A 15792-nucleotide genomic window follows, 5' to 3' on the forward strand; every position below is an offset into this window, starting at 1 on the left:
GCGGACGGGCCCGGCCACCGGGAGGGGTGGCCGGGCCCGTACGGCACCGTGTGGTCAGGCCAGGCCGGGGCCGCGCACCGGGATCGACGTGAACGTCGGGGCCGGGGCCGGGTCCTGGAAGAAGTCGTTGCCCTTGTCGTCCACCACGATGAACGCCGGGAAGTCCTCGACCTCGATCTTCCAGACCGCCTCCATGCCGAGCTCCTCGTACTCGACGACCTCGACCTTCTTGATGCAGTCCTGCGCGAGGCGGGCGGCCGGGCCGCCGATCGAGCCCAGGTAGAAGCCGCCGTGCGCGTTGCACGCGTCCGTGACCTGCTGGGAGCGGTTGCCCTTGGCCAGCATGACCTTGGAGCCGCCCGCCGCCTGGAACTGCTCCACGTAGGAGTCCATGCGCCCGGCCGTCGTCGGGCCGAAGGAGCCGGAGGCGTACCCCTCGGGGGTCTTGGCCGGACCGGCGTAGTAGACCGGGTGGTCCTTGAGGTACTGCGGCATCTCCTCGCCCGCGTCCAGCCGCTCCTTGATCTTGGCGTGCGCGATGTCGCGCGCCACGACCAGCGGGCCGGTCAGCGACAGCCGGGTCTTGACCGGGTACTTGGTCAGCTCGGCGAGGATGTCGTCCATGGGCTGGTTCAGGTCGATCTTGACGACGTCGCCGGCCTCGTCGAGGTGCTCGTCCGTGGTGTCCGGCAGGAAGCGCGCCGGGTCGGTCTCCAGTTGCTCCAGGAAGACGCCCTCGGCGGTGATCTTGGCGACGGCCTGGCGGTCGGCCGAGCAGGAGACGGCGATGGCGACCGGGCAGGACGCGCCGTGCCGGGGCAGGCGGACCACGCGGACGTCGTGGCAGAAGTACTTGCCGCCGAACTGCGCGCCGATGCCGATCTTCTGGGTCAGCTCGAAGACCTTCTCCTCCAGCTCCTTGTCCCTGAAGCCGTGGCCGAGGACCGAACCCTCGTCCGGCAGCTCGTCCAGGTAGTGCGCCGAGGCGTACTTCGCGGTCTTCAGCGCGTACTCGGCGCTCGTGCCGCCGACGACGATCGCGAGGTGGTACGGCGGGCACGCGGCCGTACCGAGGGAGCGGATCTTCTCCTCCAGGAACTTCATCATGGAGGCCTCGTTGAGGACCGCCTTGGTCTCCTGGTAGAGGAACGACTTGTTGGCCGAGCCGCCGCCCTTGGCCATGAAGAGGAACTTGTACGCGCCGCCGTCGGTCGCGTACAGCTCGATCTGGGCGGGGAGGTTGGAGCCGGTGTTCTTCTCCTCCCACATGGTGAGCGGAGCCATCTGCGAGTAGCGCAGGTTGAGGTTCTTGTACGCGTCGTAGATGCCGCGCGACAGGGCCTTCTCGTCCTCACCTTCGGTGAGGACGTTCTGGCCGCGCTTGCCCATGACGATCGCCGTGCCGGTGTCCTGGCACATGGGCAGGACGCCGGCCGCCGCGATGTTGGCGTTCTTGAGGAGGTCGAGCGCGACGAACTTGTCGTTGCTCGACGCCTCCGGATCGTCGATGATCTTGCGGAGCTGCGCGAGGTGCGCGGGGCGGAGGTAGTGCTGGATGTCGTGGATCGCCTCTTCGGCGAGCTTGCGCAGCGCCTCGGGCTCGACCTTGAGGAACGTACGGCCGTCGGCCTCGAAGGTGGAGACACCCTCGGCGGTCACCAGGCGGTAGGGCGTGGTGTCCTCTCCCAGCGGGAGCAGATCGGAGTACGCAAACTCTGGCATGACGGCAGCCATTCCTCACTCGGCAGACAGCAGCGCGGCCTCCATTGGCAGCGCGCCCACAAGCGTAGAACGCCCCGAGCCGCCCGGACCTGTGAGGTAAGGCTCAGTTGCCGGTACCGATTGCGCCGGTTCGGCGTCTGGTGCCGCTTCGCCTCTAGTCGCGATGTATCGCGTTTCGCTAGGCTGGCTCACGTGGACCTCGAAAAGCAGCCCCAGAAGCCGGCCGTGCCCGCCGAACCGCCCGCCATCCGGGCCTCGGACGCCGACCGGGACCGGATCGCGGACATCCTCCGCGACGCCCTGGCCGAGGGCCGGATCGACGCGGAGGAGCACGGGGAGCGGATCGACGCCGTCTACCGCGCCAAGACGCTCGGCGAGCTCGAACCGCTCGTACGGGATCTGCCCGCCGCGCGCCCGCACCGGGACCCGGCGCCGCAGTCGTACGCCTACGGGCCGGAGGAGCCGGCCGTCCCGGACGACAAGCTGATCGCCGTCTTCTCCAGTGCCACGAGGAAGGGCCGCTGGCGCGTCGGGCGGCGGACCCACGCCTTCTCGCTCTTCGGCAGCGTCGAGATCGACCTCACCGAGGCGATCTTCACGCAGCGGCTGACCACGATCAACGCCACCTCGGTCTTCGGCAACGTCGAAATCCGCGTCCCCGAGAACATCACGCTGCGGGGCGGCGGCGGCTCCGGCGTCCTCGGCAACTTCGAGGTGACCACGCTGGAGGCCACCGACCCCGAGGCCCCGGTCGTCGTGATCAACGGATTCGCGGTCCTCGGCAACGTCGAGGCACGGCCGAAACGCGGCAAGCGGATCGCCGACCTCCACGGCAAACTCCGTAAGCACTTGGGTGGTTGACGGGTCGCGGCCGGTTCCTCCCGGTCATGATTCCGCGGTGCGGAACGGAGTGCCACGCAGTGCATAGGCCCGCGCACAGCGGGTAGGGCTTGCTGCATCGTCTCTCGCTCGCGAAGCCGTCGTCAGGAGTAGACCGTGCTGCAACTGCCGCATCAGCCCCTCCAGGTCGCCGCCGCCGTCCCCTCCCAGAGCGTTCCGGCGCGGGAGGACCAGGCCGGTCCGTGGCACACGGAGGCGGTGTGCCGCCGGGACGAAGCAGGCTTGTTCTTCGCCCCGTCCAAGGAGCCCACGGCCGCCCGGCTGGCGCGCGAGGAGGCCGCGAAGCGGGTCTGCGCCCGCTGCCCGGTCATGGTCGAGTGCCGGGAGCACGCGCTGCTCCAGCCCGAGCCGTACGGCGTGTGGGGCGGCCTGACGGCGGCCGAACGCCGCGTCGTCCTGGCCCGGCGCAGGCGGCGCGAGGTGGAACTGAAGAAGGCGGCCTCCACGGGCCCCCGCATCGCCGCCGCCGGCTGACCCGCGAGCGCGGGCCGGGCCTGCGGCGGGCTGATCCGGGCGTGCGACCCGGGCGTGCGACCCGGGCGACACGGGGTGCCGGCGGGTCCCGTCGGGGGCTCGTCCCGCCGGCGGACCGGCTCCGCCGCCGACCCCGCCGCCGGCCGGGGCCGACCAGGTGTGCGGGGAGGGGCGCTCCCACCGCACATGGGGGCGCCCCTCTTCGTATCCCTGCCGTATCCCTGCCCGGCTGTCCCTTGCGCCGGGCTACTTCGCGCGGTCGAAGTCGATCTGGCTGTACGCGCGCAGCTTCGACAGCCGGTGCGTCGAGTCGATCTGCCGGATCGTGCCCGACTTCGAGCGCATGACCAGAGACGAGGTCGTCGCCGTCTCCGCACGGTAGCGCACGCCGCGCAGCAGCTCGCCGTCCGTGATGCCGGTCGCGACGAAGAACACGTTGTCGCCGCTGACCAGGTCGTTCGTGGACAGGACCCGGTCCAGGTCGTGGCCCGCGTCGATGGCGCGCTGCCGCTCCTCGTCGTCCTTGGGCCACAGCTTGCCCTGGATGACACCGCCCAGGCACTTGATCGCGCAGGCGCTGATGATGCCCTCGGGCGTACCGCCGATGCCCATCAGCAGGTCCACACCCGTGCCCTCGCGCACCGCCATGATCGAACCGGCCACGTCGCCGTCCGAGATGAACTTGATGCGCGCGCCCGTCTCGCGGATCTCCTTGACGATGCCCTCGTGGCGCGGGCGGTCCAGGATGACGACGGTGACGTCCTCGGGCGAGGAGTGCTTCGCCTTGGCGACCCGGCGGATGTTCACGGACACCGGGGCGTTGATGTCGACGTAGTCGGCGGCCTCCGGGCCGGTGACCAGCTTGTCCATGTAGAAGACGGCGGACGGGTCGAACATCGTGCCGCGGTCGGCCGCCGCCAGCACGGCGATCGCGTTCGGCATGCCCTTGGCGGTGAGCGTGGTGCCGTCGATCGGGTCCACGGCGATGTCGCACTCGGCGCCGGTGCCGTCGCCGACCCGCTCGCCGTTGAACAGCATCGGCGCCTCGTCCTTCTCGCCCTCGCCGATCACGACGACACCGTTCATCGACACGGTGGAGACGAGGGTCCGCATGGCCCGTACCGCCGCGCCGTCGGCGCCGTTCTTGTCGCCACGGCCGACCCAGCGGCCGGCGGCCATGGCGGCGGCCTCGGTCACCCGGACCAGCTCCAGGGCCAGGTTGCGGTCGGGAGCCTCGGGGGACACCTCGAGCTCGGACGGCAGATGATTGTCGGTCATCGGAACGCACCTTTCTGTACGGCGACGGCCGCAAGTGAAGAGGGTGCTGCGACTCTATCGGTAGGTCGACATATTGAGCAGAGGGGCCCACGTATGAGCAGGCCACGCTGATGCGACCATAGGGGGCGTGGCAGGTATGCGTGGCAAGCAGACAGTGCGCGGGATGTTCCAGTCGATGGCGGTCATCTGCGCTGCGGCGGGCGTGATCTATCTCTTCGTCCCGCACGACGACAAGGCGGACCCGATCGAGCCGGTCGACTACCGGGTCGAGCTGGTGACGGCGCAGCGGGCGGCGCCGTACCCGATCCTGGCGCCGGAGGGCCTCGCCGAGGACTGGACGCCGACGTCGGTCGCGTACGACCGCGAGGACGGCGACGCCTGGCACCTGGGCTTCCTGACCCCGGACCGGCAGTACGTGGCGGTGGAGCAGTCGACGACGGCCCCGGAGAAGTACATCGCCGACGTGACCCACGAGGCCCGGGACACGGGCCGGACGCAGCAGGTGGCGGGGCGGACCTGGCAGCGCTGGGAGGGCCCGAAGTACGACGCGCTGGTGCTGCGCGAGAAGGGCGTCACCACGGTCGTGACCGGGACGGCGGCGCAGGAGCAGCTCGCCCGGATGGCGACGGCGCTGAAGCCGGCGCAGCCGACGACGCCGACGAAGGCCTGATCACCCTCGCCGCATGGCGACGGCCCCGTGCGCCAGGGGGGATGGCGCTCGGGGCCGTCGGTCCGTGGACCGTCCGCGACCGGGTGGTCGTCAGACGGTGGTGACGACCTCGTCGTAGGGGAGGCGCGGGCTGCGCGGGAACCAGGCGTCGTCGCCCGGCTTGCCGATGTTGACGATCATCAGCGGGGTGTGGTCGTCGTCGAGGAACTCCTTCTGCACGCCCGCGAAGTCGAAGCCCGTCATGGGACCGGCGGCCAGGCCGGCGGCGCGGACGCCCACGATGAAGTACGCGGCCTGGAGCGCGGCGTTCAGGCCGGCGGCCTGCTCGCGGACCGGGCGCTCGGCGAAGAACACGTCCTTGGCCTGCGGGAAGTGCGGGAACAGGGCCGGGAGCTCCTCGTGGAACTCGTTGTCGGCGGCGAGGATCGCGACCAGCGGAGCCGACGCGGTCTTGGCGCGGTTGCCCTCCGCCATGTGCGGGATCAGGCGCTCGCGGGCCTCCTCGGAGCGGACGAGGACGATGCGCAGCGGCGACTGGTTGAAGGCGGTCGGTCCGTACTTGACCAGGTCGTAGATCGCCTGGACCTGCTCCTCGGTCACCGGCTCGTCGGAGAAGGTGTTCGCGGTGCGGGCCTCACGGAAGAGGAGGTCCTGGGCGGCGGGGTCAAGAGCGAGGGACATGCTGCGGGCCTTTCGAGCGTGCAAAGGATCAAGCGGTGCCTCCACCGTACGCCCGAGATAGGTTAAGTTTCAACTAAACGGGGGCTGCGCGGTCCGTGAGACCCCTCACAGGGTGGCCGGTGAGCCCCCTCACCGGGTGGAACGTGCGGTCAGCCTTCCCGCTCGACGGGGGCGGCGGTCAGTCCTGCCGCTCGGCCGGGGCCTGGTCAGTCCTCGCGCTCGGCGGGGGCGGCGGTCAGCCTCGCGCTCGGCCGGGGTCCCGGTCAGCTCTCCCGCACGGCCGGGGCGGCGGTCAGCCCTCCCGCTCGGCCGGGGCGGCGGTCAGCCTCGCGCTCGGCCGGGGTCCCGGTCAGCTCTCCCGCACGGCCGGGGCGGCGGTCAGCCCTCCCGCTCGGCCGGGGCGGCGGTCAGCCTCGCGCTCGGCCGGGGTCCCGGTCAGCTCTCCCGCTCGGCGGGGGCGGCGGTCAGCCTCGCGCTCGGCGGGGGCGGCGGTCAGCCCTCCCGCTCGGCCGGGGTCCCGGGCTCCTGCTCGGCCAGCGCCGCGTCCAGGCGGGCGCGGGCGCCTTCCAGCCAGCGGCGGCACACCTTCGCCAGCTCCTCGCCCCGCTCCCACAGGGCCAGCGACTCCTCCAGCGTCGTGCCGCCCGCCTCCAGCTTGCGCACGACCTCGATCAACTCGTCGCGCGCCTGCTCGTACCCGATCGCCGTTTCCGTCGTGTTGGCTGCCATGCGCACCACCCTACGGGCGGGGTACGACAACGTCGGAGGCCACGCGCACATGGAAGTCACCCTCCGCGACCCGGGCCCGCAGCTCCTCGTCCGGCGAGACCTCCGCCGGTGACCGGACCACCGCCCCGTCCGCCCGCTGAAGCACCGCGTACCCGCGCTCCAGCGTCGCCGCCGGCGAGAGCGACACCACGCGCGCGTGGGTGTGGGCCAGCTCCGAGTCGGCCCGGTCCAGGCAGTGGCCCAGCACCCGGCGGCCGCGCGCCAGCAGGGCGTCCACCTCCGCCTCCCGCTCCTCCACCATCCGCTGCGGGTGCTCCATGACCGGCCGGGCCAGCGCGTGCGCCAGGCCCCGCTCCTCGCGGTCGATCAGCCCCCGCACCGTGCGCAGCGCCCGGTCGCGCAGCGCCTGCACCCGGTCCAGCTCCTCGCCCACGTCCGGCACGACCTTCTTGGCGGCGTCCGTCGGCGTGGACGCCCGCAGGTCGGCCACCAGGTCCAGCAGCGGCGTGTCCGGTTCGTGCCCGATCGCGGACACCACCGGCGTACGGCACTCGGCGACCGCCCGGACGAGCTGCTCGTCGGAGAACGGCAGCAGGTCCTCCACGCTGCCGCCGCCGCGCGCCACGATGATCACGTCCACGTCCGGCAGCTCGTCCAGCTCCTTGACCGCCTGCACCACCTGCGGCACGGCGTGGACGCCCTGCACCGCCACGTTGCGCACCTCGAACCGGACGGCCGGCCAGCGGCGCCGGGCGTTCTCCAGCACGTCCCGCTCGGCCGCCGACGCCCGGCCGCACACCAGGCCGATGAGCTGCGGCAGGAACGGCACCGGCTTCTTGCGGTCGAGCGCGAACAGCCCCTCCGCGCCCAGGGACCGCTTCAGCATCTCCAGCCGGGCGAGCAGCTCCCCGATCCCTACCGGCTTTATCTCCGCCGCCCGCAGCGACAACTGCCCGCGCGGCGCGTACCACTCCGGCTTGGCGTGCACCACGACCCGGGCACCCTCGGACACGACGTCCGCGACCGCGTCGAACACCTGCCGGTAGCAGGTGACGCTCACCGAGATGTCGTACGACGGGTCGCGCAGCGTCATGAACACCACCCCGGCACCCGGCCGCCGCGAGAGCTGGGTGATCTGCCCCTCGACCCAGACGGCACCGAGCCGGTCGATCCAGCCCCCGATGAGCCGCGACACCTCACCGACGGGCAGGGGAGCTTCGGCAGACGTATTGAGACCCATGCAGGCGAGCGTACGCGCCCCCTACGACAACACCCCCGCCCTCACGCCACGCCGTCCGGCCCCGCCTCACGCGATCCCGTCCCGCCGCCCCCACTGCACCGCGAGCACCACCAGGCCCACCGCCAGCCACAGCGAGCCGACCACCAGGGCCGAGGTGGCCGCCTCCACGATGACGGCGATCAGGATCACCGCGCCCACCACCGGCAGGACCACGTGCCGCAGCCAGTGCGGCGGCGCCCCCGTCCCCGCCTTCCGTACCGCGAACCACCCCACCACGCTCGCGTGCAGCAGCACGAACGCCGTCAGCGCCCCGATGTCCACCACCGACACCAGGTGGTCCATCCCGTCGTCGCGCCGCGCCGCCCACACGGCCGCCACCATCGTGACCGTGGCCGCCAGCAGCAGCGCCACGCGCGGCACCCCCGCGTCCGTACGCGCCAGCACGCGCGGCAGCCGCCGGTCGCGGGCCATCGCGAACAGCAGCCGACCCGCCGCCGCCTGGCCCGCCAGCGCCGCGAACGCCGCGCCGATCGCCTTGCTCGTCGCCACCAGGTCGTGCAGCCAGCCCCCGACCGAGGCGTTCACCGCGTCGTAGAAGGCCGAACCCTGCCGTGCGGGCTCCGCCGCCAGCTCCGCCGACGACACCGGCTCCAGCAGTGCCACCAGGTACGTCTGCGCCACGAACAGCACCCCCGCCAGCGCCAGGCAGAACAGCACCGCCCGCGCCACCTTCGCCGAGCCCCCCGTCACCTCCTCCGCGAACGACGCGATCGCGTCGAAGCCCAGGTACGACAGGACCGCGATGGACACCGCGCCCAGCACCGCGCCCAGGGAGAAGCCCACGTCCCCGGTCAGCGGCGACAGCCAGCCGCGCTGTGCCCCGTCCCGTACCAGCGCCACGACCGCCGACACCACGAACACCAGCAGCACGACGATCTCCATCGCCAGCACCGCGAACCCGACCCGCGCGGCCGCCCGCACGCCCCACAGGTTGAGCAGCGTGGTCACCACCACCGCGAGCGCCGTCCACACCCACCGGTTCACGGCGGGTACCAGCGCCTCCATGGCGATGCCCGCGAAGAGGTACGCCACGGCCGGGATGAGCAGGTAGTCGAGCATCGCCATCCACCCGGCGATGAACCCCGGCCCTTCCCCCAGCCCCTTGCGCGCGTACGCGAAGACCGACCCCGCCTGCGGGGCCACCCGGACCATCTGGGCGTAGCTGAAAGCGGTGAACGCCATCGCCACCGTCGCCACCACGTAGACCAGCGCGACGGCACCGTGCGAGCGGGCGTCCAGGGTCCCGAAGATCCCGACGGGCGCCATGGGGGCGATGAAGAGCAGCCCGTAGACGACGAGGTCCCGGAAGCCGAGCTCCCGCCGCAGCCCGGTGTGCTCGTCCGTCTTCCGCGTACTGGTGGTGCCGGCCATGCCCCCAGTCTCAGCCACCTGGCGGATCTTCCCCCGCTCATACACGCCCTTACGATGGGGGACATGACTGCTACGCCTGCCAGCCCGTCGTCCGACAAGCGCGTCCTCCTCGCCGCTCCGCGTGGCTACTGCGCGGGCGTGGACCGTGCCGTGATCGCCGTGGAGAAGGCGCTGGAGCAGTACGGCTCGCCGATCTACGTCCGGCACGAGATCGTGCACAACAAGTACGTCGTGCAGACCCTGGAGAAGAAGGGCGCCATCTTCGTCGACGAGACGGCGGAGGTCCCCGAGGGGTCGATCGTGATGTTCTCCGCGCACGGCGTGGCGCCGACCGTCCACCAGGAGGCCGCCGAGCGCAAGCTCGCCACGATCGACGCGACCTGCCCGCTGGTCACCAAGGTCCACAAGGAGGCGGTCCGGTTCGCCAACGAGGACTTCGACATCCTCCTGATCGGCCACGAGGGCCACGAGGAGGTCATCGGCACCTCCGGCGAGGCCCCGGACCACATCACGCTGGTCGACGGCCCGGACGACGTCGAGAACGTCACCGTGCGGGACGAGAACAAGGTCGTGTGGCTCTCCCAGACCACCCTCTCGGTCGACGAGACCATGGAGACGGTCGACAAGCTGAAGGAGAAGTTCCCGAAGCTGATCTCCCCGCCGAGCGACGACATCTGCTACGCCACGCAGAACCGCCAGACCGCCGTCAAGCAGATGGGCGCCGAGGCGGACCTGGTCATCGTCGTCGGCTCGAAGAACTCCTCCAACTCCGTCCGGCTCGTCGAGGTCGCCCTGGGCGCCGGCGCCAAGGACGCCCACCTGGTGGACTTCGCCGACGAAATCGACGAGGCGTGGCTGGACGGCGTGTCCACGGTCGGCGTCACCTCCGGCGCCTCGGTCCCCGAGGTGCTCGTCGAGGGCGTCCTGGAGTGGCTGGCGCAGCGCGGCTTCGAGGACGTGGAGATCGTGAAGGCCGCCGAGGAGTCGATCACCTTCTCGCTGCCCAAGGAGCTGCGCCGGGACCTGCGTGCCGAGGCGGCCGCTCTGAACAAGAAGCAGTGAACAAGAAGCAGTGAAGAGGCAGTGAACAAGAAGCAGTGACTGTCAGCCCCGCCCCGTAACGTTGAGTCCATGAACGTCTTCGGAGTGGACATCGGCGGGTCGGGGATCAAGGGCGCTCCCGTGGACCTGGAGCGCGGAGATCTGGCCGAGCCCCGCCACAAGGTACTGACACCGCAGCCCGCGACACCCGACGGTGTCGCGGGCTGCGTCGCCGAGGTCGTCGAGCATTTCGGCTGGTCGGGCCCCATCGGCGTCACCTTCCCCGGTGTTGTCACGGGCTCCACCATCCGTACGGCGGCGAACGTCGACAAGAGCTGGGTCGGCGTCGACGCGGCCGCGCTGCTCGGCGACCGGCTGCGCGGGATGCCGATCACCGTCCTCAACGACGCCGACGCGGCCGGGATCGCGGAGATGACCTTCGGCGCGGGGCGTGGCCGCAAGGGCACGGTGATCGTGCTGACCTTCGGCACCGGGATCGGCAGCGCGGTCTTCACCGACGGCAGGCTGGTGCCCAACACGGAGCTGGGCCACCTGGAGCTGGACGGCCACGAGGCCGAGAAGCGGGCGTCGACGAAGGTCAAGGACGACAAGGACCTGAGCTGGGAGGACTGGGCGCACCGGGTGAAGAAGTACCTGGCCCATGTCGAGATGCTGTTCTCGCCGGAGCTCTTCATCGTCGGCGGCGGCGTCAGCCGCAAGGCGGAGAAGTTCCTGCCGCTGATCAAGGGCATCCGTGCCGAGATCGTCCCGGCGGAGCTCCAGAACAACGCGGGGATCGTGGGCGCGGCGATGGCGGCCGCCGCCCGCTGACCTCCCGCCCCGGGTGAGGCGTCAGCGCTGGGTGGCGCGGGCGGCGGCGGCCGCCGCGGTCCGCTGCCGCCGGCCCATCTGCCGCAGCTTCCGTACGGAGGTGATGAGGCCGGCCACCAGCGTGCCGCCGTACAGCCAGCCGGCGTGCACGGCCAGCGCGGTCACCACGGCCATGGTCCGGCCGCCGAAGCCACCGGTGCCCCCGGCGATCGGCACGACGCCGACGGCGAACGCGATGGGCACGCTGATCGGCGCGGTGACCAGGTCGGCGGTGCGCACCCACAGCGCGGTCAGGGCGCTGACCGGCAGGAAGAGGAGCCCGTACACCAGCGGGGAGCCGTCGAACAGCAGCCAGTCGAGGCAGCCGAGCAGGAACATCGACCCGGACGCGAACAGCCCGGCGCCCAGCCCGGTCAGCCGAGGGCCGGGCAGCCGGCGCAGCGCGAGCACCACGGGCGGCACCGCCCGCCGTCCCGGCCTGCCTCCCGGCCGCCTGGGCCCGCCGCCGGGCTTGCCCCCGGGCCCGCCACCGCCCGGCCCGCCACCGCCGGGCCCGCCTGCCCTGGTGGGCCGGCCACCGCCGACGGGCACCGCCTTGCCGCCCGCTCTGGCGGGTGGCCGCGCCGGACGTGTCCCGACGGGGCGGACGCCCGCACCGTCGATGAGCGCGCCCTGCGGCAGGGCGCCGGGGGCTGCCGCCGGCGCCGACGGGGGCGCCGACGCGGCGGGGCCCGCGGGGGACTGCGCCCGCTGCCGGCGCTGAGGGGGACTGTTCCTGTGCTGCTCCACCTGGACAACGTAGGTCGGGAGGGGCCGGGAATCCGGCATGAGACACGCGCTTTGGACGACCTTGGCCGAGAGTTCGCCCCGTGGCCGTCTCCCGGCTGCCGTCGCTGCCCGCTCCGCCGCGCCCGTAAACTGGGGGGTCGGCCCACCATCCTCACTTCTAGGAAGTCGCCAACGTGTCGCTCACGATCGGAATCGTCGGCCTGCCGAATGTCGGCAAGTCGACCCTGTTCAACGCCCTGACCAAGAACGACGTGCTGGCGGCCAACTACCCGTTCGCCACCATCGAGCCCAACGTCGGCGTCGTCGGTGTCCCCGACGCCCGGCTCACCAAGCTGGCGGAGATCTTCAACTCGCAGCGCGTCCTCCCCGCCACGGTCGACTTCGTCGACATCGCGGGCATCGTGCGTGGCGCGAGCGAGGGCGAGGGCCTGGGCAACAAGTTCCTGGCGAACATCCGCGAGTCGGACGCGATCTGCCAGGTCATCCGCGCCTTCAAGGACGAGAACGTCGTCCACGTCGACGGCAAGGTCTCGCCCAAGGACGACATCGAGACGATCAACACCGAGCTGATCCTCGCCGACCTCCAGACCATCGAGAAGGTCCTGCCGCGCCTCCAGAAGGAGTCCCGGATCAAGAAGGACGTCGCCCCCAAGGTGGCGGCGGTCGAGGCGGCCAAGGAGATCCTGGAGAAGGGCGACACGCTCTTCTCGCAGGGCATCGTCCAGGGCTCCGAGAAGGCCGAGCTCCTGCACGACCTGCACCTGCTCACCACCAAGCCGTTCCTCTACGTCTTCAACGTCGACGAGGACGAGCTGACGGACGACGCCTTCAAGGACGAGCAGCGCGCCCTCGTCGCCCCGGCCGAGGCGATCTTCCTCAACGCCAAGCTGGAGGCCGACCTCGCCGAGCTCGACGAGGAGGACGCCATGGAGCTCCTCCAGTCCGTCGGCGCCGAGGAGCCGGGCCTGGCCACCCTCGCCCGCGTCGGCTTCGACACCCTGGGCCTCCAGACCTACCTGACGGCCGGCCCCAAGGAGTCCCGCGCCTGGACCATCAAGAAGGGCGCGACGGCCCCCGAGGCGGCCGGTGTGATCCACACCGACTTCCAGAAGGGCTTCATCAAGGCCGAGGTCATCTCCTTCGCCGACCTCGTCGAAACCGGCTCGGTCGCCGAAGCCCGCGCGGCCGGCAAGGCCCGCATGGAGGGCAAGGACTACGTGATGCAGGACGGCGACGTGGTGGAGTTCCGCTTCAACGTCTGAACTCCACCACGTCGCTGATGCGGCGGAGTTCAACGCGAAAGTACAAGTAGCCGAGAGAGGCCGGGATACTTCGTTCCGGCCTCTTCGGCTATCCCGGGGCTCGTCCCAGGGGGCTCGTCATGGAGGGGCGGGGGAAGAACCAGCCTTGTTGTCGCCAGCCGTTCACGCCGGATTCCAAGGTCAAGATCGTAAAGTGGTACGAGCGTGGTTGCCGCTTGGCCGGTTGTTAATAGGGGGTGCGGGGGTGCGAAGGGGACGCGCGGTAGGCCGCCCTCAAGCTGGGGCTTGCTGAAGTTGGCAGGCGCGCGGCAGGCACGTTCATGGCCTTCATCGACGAGAGCGCCGCGTAGGGAGCTCGCGGGGCCTGTCTGCACTTCCTGCAGGTGGTCTCCGTAGCCTCAGCGCATGTCCCGTGATTCATTCGAGTGCCGCTGCGTCCTCTGCCACGACTATGGCGACCGCGACGAAGCGGACCGGGTAGACCTGACGATCATCGAGGACGTGCAGCAGCACGGTTGGCACGCCGTGATGGTTCCCGAGGACGAGGTCGGCCCCGGGTTTGCCTACACCGTCGGCCTGGCGCACACGTACGGTGCTCCTGAGCTCTCCATGTTCGGGCTCGACGTCCATGACATGCACCGCATTCTCAACGCGGTCGGAGGCCGGGGCGCTGGCGGTGCGGTACTGGAGGCTGGTCAAGAGCATCAGGGCGTGGTGGAGGGCCATCGATTGGTGCTCAGGGCCATCGACTTGCGGTGGTACAGCACGTTCTTCGGGAGGGCGATCCGGTTCTACCGGCGGCCTCCTTTCCCCTTCCTGCAAGTCGCGTGGCCCGATGCGGGCGGCCGCTTCTACTGGGAGGAACAGGCCGAGGAGAGTTACTGGCATTCGCAGCCGCGGCTGTGGCTGCCACCGGGCGACCACCCCGAGGGCGTATGGACCGCGGAACTGTGAACCACAGACCTCGCGACATGGAGAAGACCGTGGCTGCCGCGGACCGTACAGGGCTGCTCAACTACCCGGAGATGATCTGATACGTCGATGCCGTCGCGGACGGTCCTCCATGTCGACCTGACAGAGAACGCACCCATGGCGCCCCATGGGGGCGTTCGCTTTTCTCTAATCCCATTCTATGGAACCGTTCAGGACGCGGCCTGGCGGGTCGTCCGGGGTACGCTCGCTGATGGGCTTGACCTCGTAGTGGCCTCCCTCGTGCACGAGCCTGCCTATGTGCCGGAATTCGTCATCGAAAAAATCCCGGAGAGAAGGATAGGTGCGGGCGTCTCTCTCACCGTAGTCCCCCCACCTCCCGACAGAACCGGTAATCGCGTCGACGAAATACCCGTACATCTCGCCGCACTCATAGGGCTCGGCAGCGAAGGGAATCCACTCCCGCTCCCAGTAGGCGGCATCCTCGTTCGGACCCGGCATCATCTGGTGATGGAGCCGCACGATCGTCGACAGCGGCAGCAGCGCCCAGCAGCCGGAGAGAAACTCACCCTCCGGGCATGACCCCGTCAGCCCGTTCGAGTCATCCAGCTGGGTCACGGTCCCGTTGTTGACCTTCAGGTACGCGCGCAGCTGATCGGGGAGCCGCACGCCGAGCTGCTCCTCGGCTGCGGTGATCTCCTCCTCGCTCGCCGGCCCGTTGAGAGCGCGGTGGTTGACCGGGGCGTGTTCCTCAAGCCACCCCACGACGCGGCCCCATGCTTGGACTGTCTCATTCATTACGATTCGGTGCCTTTCAGTGGTATCTAGCGAGGAACCCCGGGCCACGTTCACGCCTGGGAGGAATTGCTTCTCAAGATAGGGGTGACCTGTGACGGAGCACGGATCTGCACTGCTGTCAGAGGGTGGTTCGTGACTCTTGGACGGGTTCTGTCGTCGCGTGATGGTGTGGGTGCGGGGCGGAATCCGCCGGTCCGCAGCCGCTCGTCTGCTCGTGTGATGATGTGAGCGAACGCAAGCCGTACCCCAGCGACTTATCGGACGAGCAGTGGGCTCTGATCGAGCCGGTGATCACCGCCTGGAAGGACCGGCACCGCTCGGTCGGCGGCCATCAGGGCGCCTACGCGATGCGGGAGATCGTGAATGCGATCCTCTACCAGGGCCGGACCGGCTGCCAGTGGCCTACCTGCCGCACGATCTGCCGCCGAAGAGCGCGACCTACTACTACTTCGCCGCCTGGCGGGACGACGGAACCGACCAGGTCATCAATGAACTCCTACGCTGCCAGGTCCGTGAACGGGCCCGCCGATTAGAGGAGTCGGCCCTGGTGGTCCTGGACACCCAGAGTGGCCATGCGGCCGCCGGGGTCCTCGCCTCCACTACCGGCCGGGACCCGGCGAGAAGGTGCCGGGCCGCAAGCGGGGCCTGGCCGTCGACGTGCTGGGGGCTGGTCATCGTCGTCATCGTGCTGGCCGCAAACGCCCACGACAACGCCGCGGGCGTCGCCCTGCTGGACCAGGTCGCCGTGAACGCCGGCGGCACAGTCGAGAGAGCACTGGTCGACCAGGGTTTCAAGAACCAGGTTGTCACGCACGGAGCCGGCCTGGGCATCGACGTGGAGATCGTCGAGCGCAACCCGCAGGAGACGGGGTTCGTTCCGCAGCCGAAGCGGTGGAGGGTCGAGCGGACCGACGGGATCCTGCTACTGCACCGGCGCCTGGTCCGCGACTAGGAGCACCACCCGGCTTCCTCCGCCTCCCGCGTCTACTGGTGTCCGCGTACTCGTCTGAGTGCAC

The 15792-nt window shown here is 70.5% G+C and carries 15 protein-coding genes and 1 pseudogene; 8 read left to right on the forward strand and 8 right to left on the reverse strand.

All coding sequences use genetic code 11. The annotated features are described in order from the left end of the window. Positions 1-54: 54 nt before the first annotated feature. Positions 55-1722, reverse strand: a complete 1668-nt coding sequence (locus tag ACZ46W_RS07435; protein ID WP_468332880.1) for a fumarate hydratase — start codon at positions 1720-1722, stop codon at positions 55-57. A 192-nt stretch (positions 1723-1914) separates the two neighbouring features. Between ACZ46W_RS07435 and ACZ46W_RS07440 the strand changes: the two genes are divergently transcribed. Beyond that, on the forward strand, positions 1915-2583 hold the full coding sequence (locus ACZ46W_RS07440) for a DUF1707 SHOCT-like domain-containing protein (protein WP_468332883.1): 669 nt from the start codon (positions 1915-1917) through the stop codon (positions 2581-2583). A gap of 135 nt (positions 2584-2718) precedes the next feature. Next, the gene (locus ACZ46W_RS07445) at positions 2719-3096 is read left to right on the forward strand and encodes a WhiB family transcriptional regulator (protein ID WP_126883698.1); all 378 of its coding nucleotides are present in this window, start codon (positions 2719-2721) and stop codon (positions 3094-3096) included. Positions 3097-3342: 246 nt separating this feature from the next. Here the strand turns inward: ACZ46W_RS07445 and glpX are convergent, their stop codons facing one another. Then, positions 3343-4374, reverse strand: coding sequence for a class II fructose-bisphosphatase (glpX, locus tag ACZ46W_RS07450; protein WP_031078366.1), 1032 nt, complete (start codon positions 4372-4374; stop codon positions 3343-3345). A 136-nt stretch (positions 4375-4510) separates the two neighbouring features. On the opposite strand from glpX, the gene ACZ46W_RS07455 reads away from it, so the two are divergent. After that, positions 4511-5044, forward strand: a complete 534-nt coding sequence (locus ACZ46W_RS07455; protein WP_468334679.1) for a DUF4245 domain-containing protein — start codon at positions 4511-4513, stop codon at positions 5042-5044. Between the two features lie 90 nt (positions 5045-5134). Here the strand turns inward: ACZ46W_RS07455 and ACZ46W_RS07460 are convergent, their stop codons facing one another. From ACZ46W_RS07460 to ACZ46W_RS07475, 4 genes are all read right to left on the reverse strand, one after another. Beyond that, a complete protein-coding gene (locus tag ACZ46W_RS07460; protein WP_468332888.1) occupies positions 5135-5725 on the reverse strand; it encodes a malonic semialdehyde reductase in 591 nt (196 codons plus the stop codon). A gap of 492 nt (positions 5726-6217) precedes the next feature. After that, a complete protein-coding gene (locus tag ACZ46W_RS07465) occupies positions 6218-6454 on the reverse strand; it encodes an exodeoxyribonuclease VII small subunit (RefSeq protein ID WP_468332891.1) in 237 nt (78 codons plus the stop codon). Positions 6455-6464: 10 nt separating this feature from the next. Further along, the gene (gene xseA, locus ACZ46W_RS07470; protein WP_468332893.1) at positions 6465-7694 is read right to left on the reverse strand and encodes an exodeoxyribonuclease VII large subunit; all 1230 of its coding nucleotides are present in this window, start codon (positions 7692-7694) and stop codon (positions 6465-6467) included. A gap of 66 nt (positions 7695-7760) precedes the next feature. Further along, entirely contained in the window at positions 7761-9125 is a 1365-nt protein-coding gene (locus ACZ46W_RS07475; RefSeq protein WP_468334682.1) for an APC family permease, read from the reverse strand. A gap of 63 nt (positions 9126-9188) precedes the next feature. Here ACZ46W_RS07475 and ACZ46W_RS07480 point away from each other — a divergent pair, with 63 nt between their 5' ends. Then, a complete protein-coding gene (locus ACZ46W_RS07480) occupies positions 9189-10187 on the forward strand; it encodes a 4-hydroxy-3-methylbut-2-enyl diphosphate reductase (protein WP_468332896.1) in 999 nt (332 codons plus the stop codon). 69 nt (positions 10188-10256) lie between these two features. Next, entirely contained in the window at positions 10257-10997 is a 741-nt protein-coding gene (gene ppgK, locus ACZ46W_RS07485; protein ID WP_468332899.1) for a polyphosphate--glucose phosphotransferase, read from the forward strand. A gap of 21 nt (positions 10998-11018) precedes the next feature. On the opposite strand, the gene ACZ46W_RS07490 is transcribed toward ppgK, so the two are convergent. Next, the gene (locus tag ACZ46W_RS07490; RefSeq protein WP_468332902.1) at positions 11019-11786 is read right to left on the reverse strand and encodes a DUF6542 domain-containing protein; all 768 of its coding nucleotides are present in this window, start codon (positions 11784-11786) and stop codon (positions 11019-11021) included. A gap of 173 nt (positions 11787-11959) precedes the next feature. Between ACZ46W_RS07490 and ychF the strand changes: the two genes are divergently transcribed. Together ychF and ACZ46W_RS07500 are read left to right on the forward strand one after the other, a co-directional pair. Further along, complete coding sequence (ychF, locus tag ACZ46W_RS07495) at positions 11960-13048, forward strand: redox-regulated ATPase YchF (RefSeq protein ID WP_468332905.1); 1089 nt, start codon at positions 11960-11962, stop codon at positions 13046-13048. Between the two features lie 405 nt (positions 13049-13453). Beyond that, a complete protein-coding gene (locus ACZ46W_RS07500; protein ID WP_468332908.1) occupies positions 13454-14002 on the forward strand; it encodes a DUF4262 domain-containing protein in 549 nt (182 codons plus the stop codon). A 165-nt stretch (positions 14003-14167) separates the two neighbouring features. Here the strand turns inward: ACZ46W_RS07500 and ACZ46W_RS07505 are convergent, their stop codons facing one another. Further along, positions 14168-14776: an SMI1/KNR4 family protein gene (locus ACZ46W_RS07505; protein ID WP_468332911.1), complete on the reverse strand. Its 609-nt coding sequence runs from the start codon at positions 14774-14776 to the stop codon at positions 14168-14170. Positions 14777-15000: 224 nt separating this feature from the next. On the opposite strand from ACZ46W_RS07505, the pseudogene ACZ46W_RS07510 reads away from it, so the two are divergent. After that, positions 15001-15725, forward strand: a pseudogene (locus ACZ46W_RS07510) (IS5 family transposase); the annotation flags it as partial. Positions 15726-15792 lie beyond the last annotated feature (67 nt).

This window comes from Streptomyces sp. NPDC031064 (genome assembly GCF_055570965.1).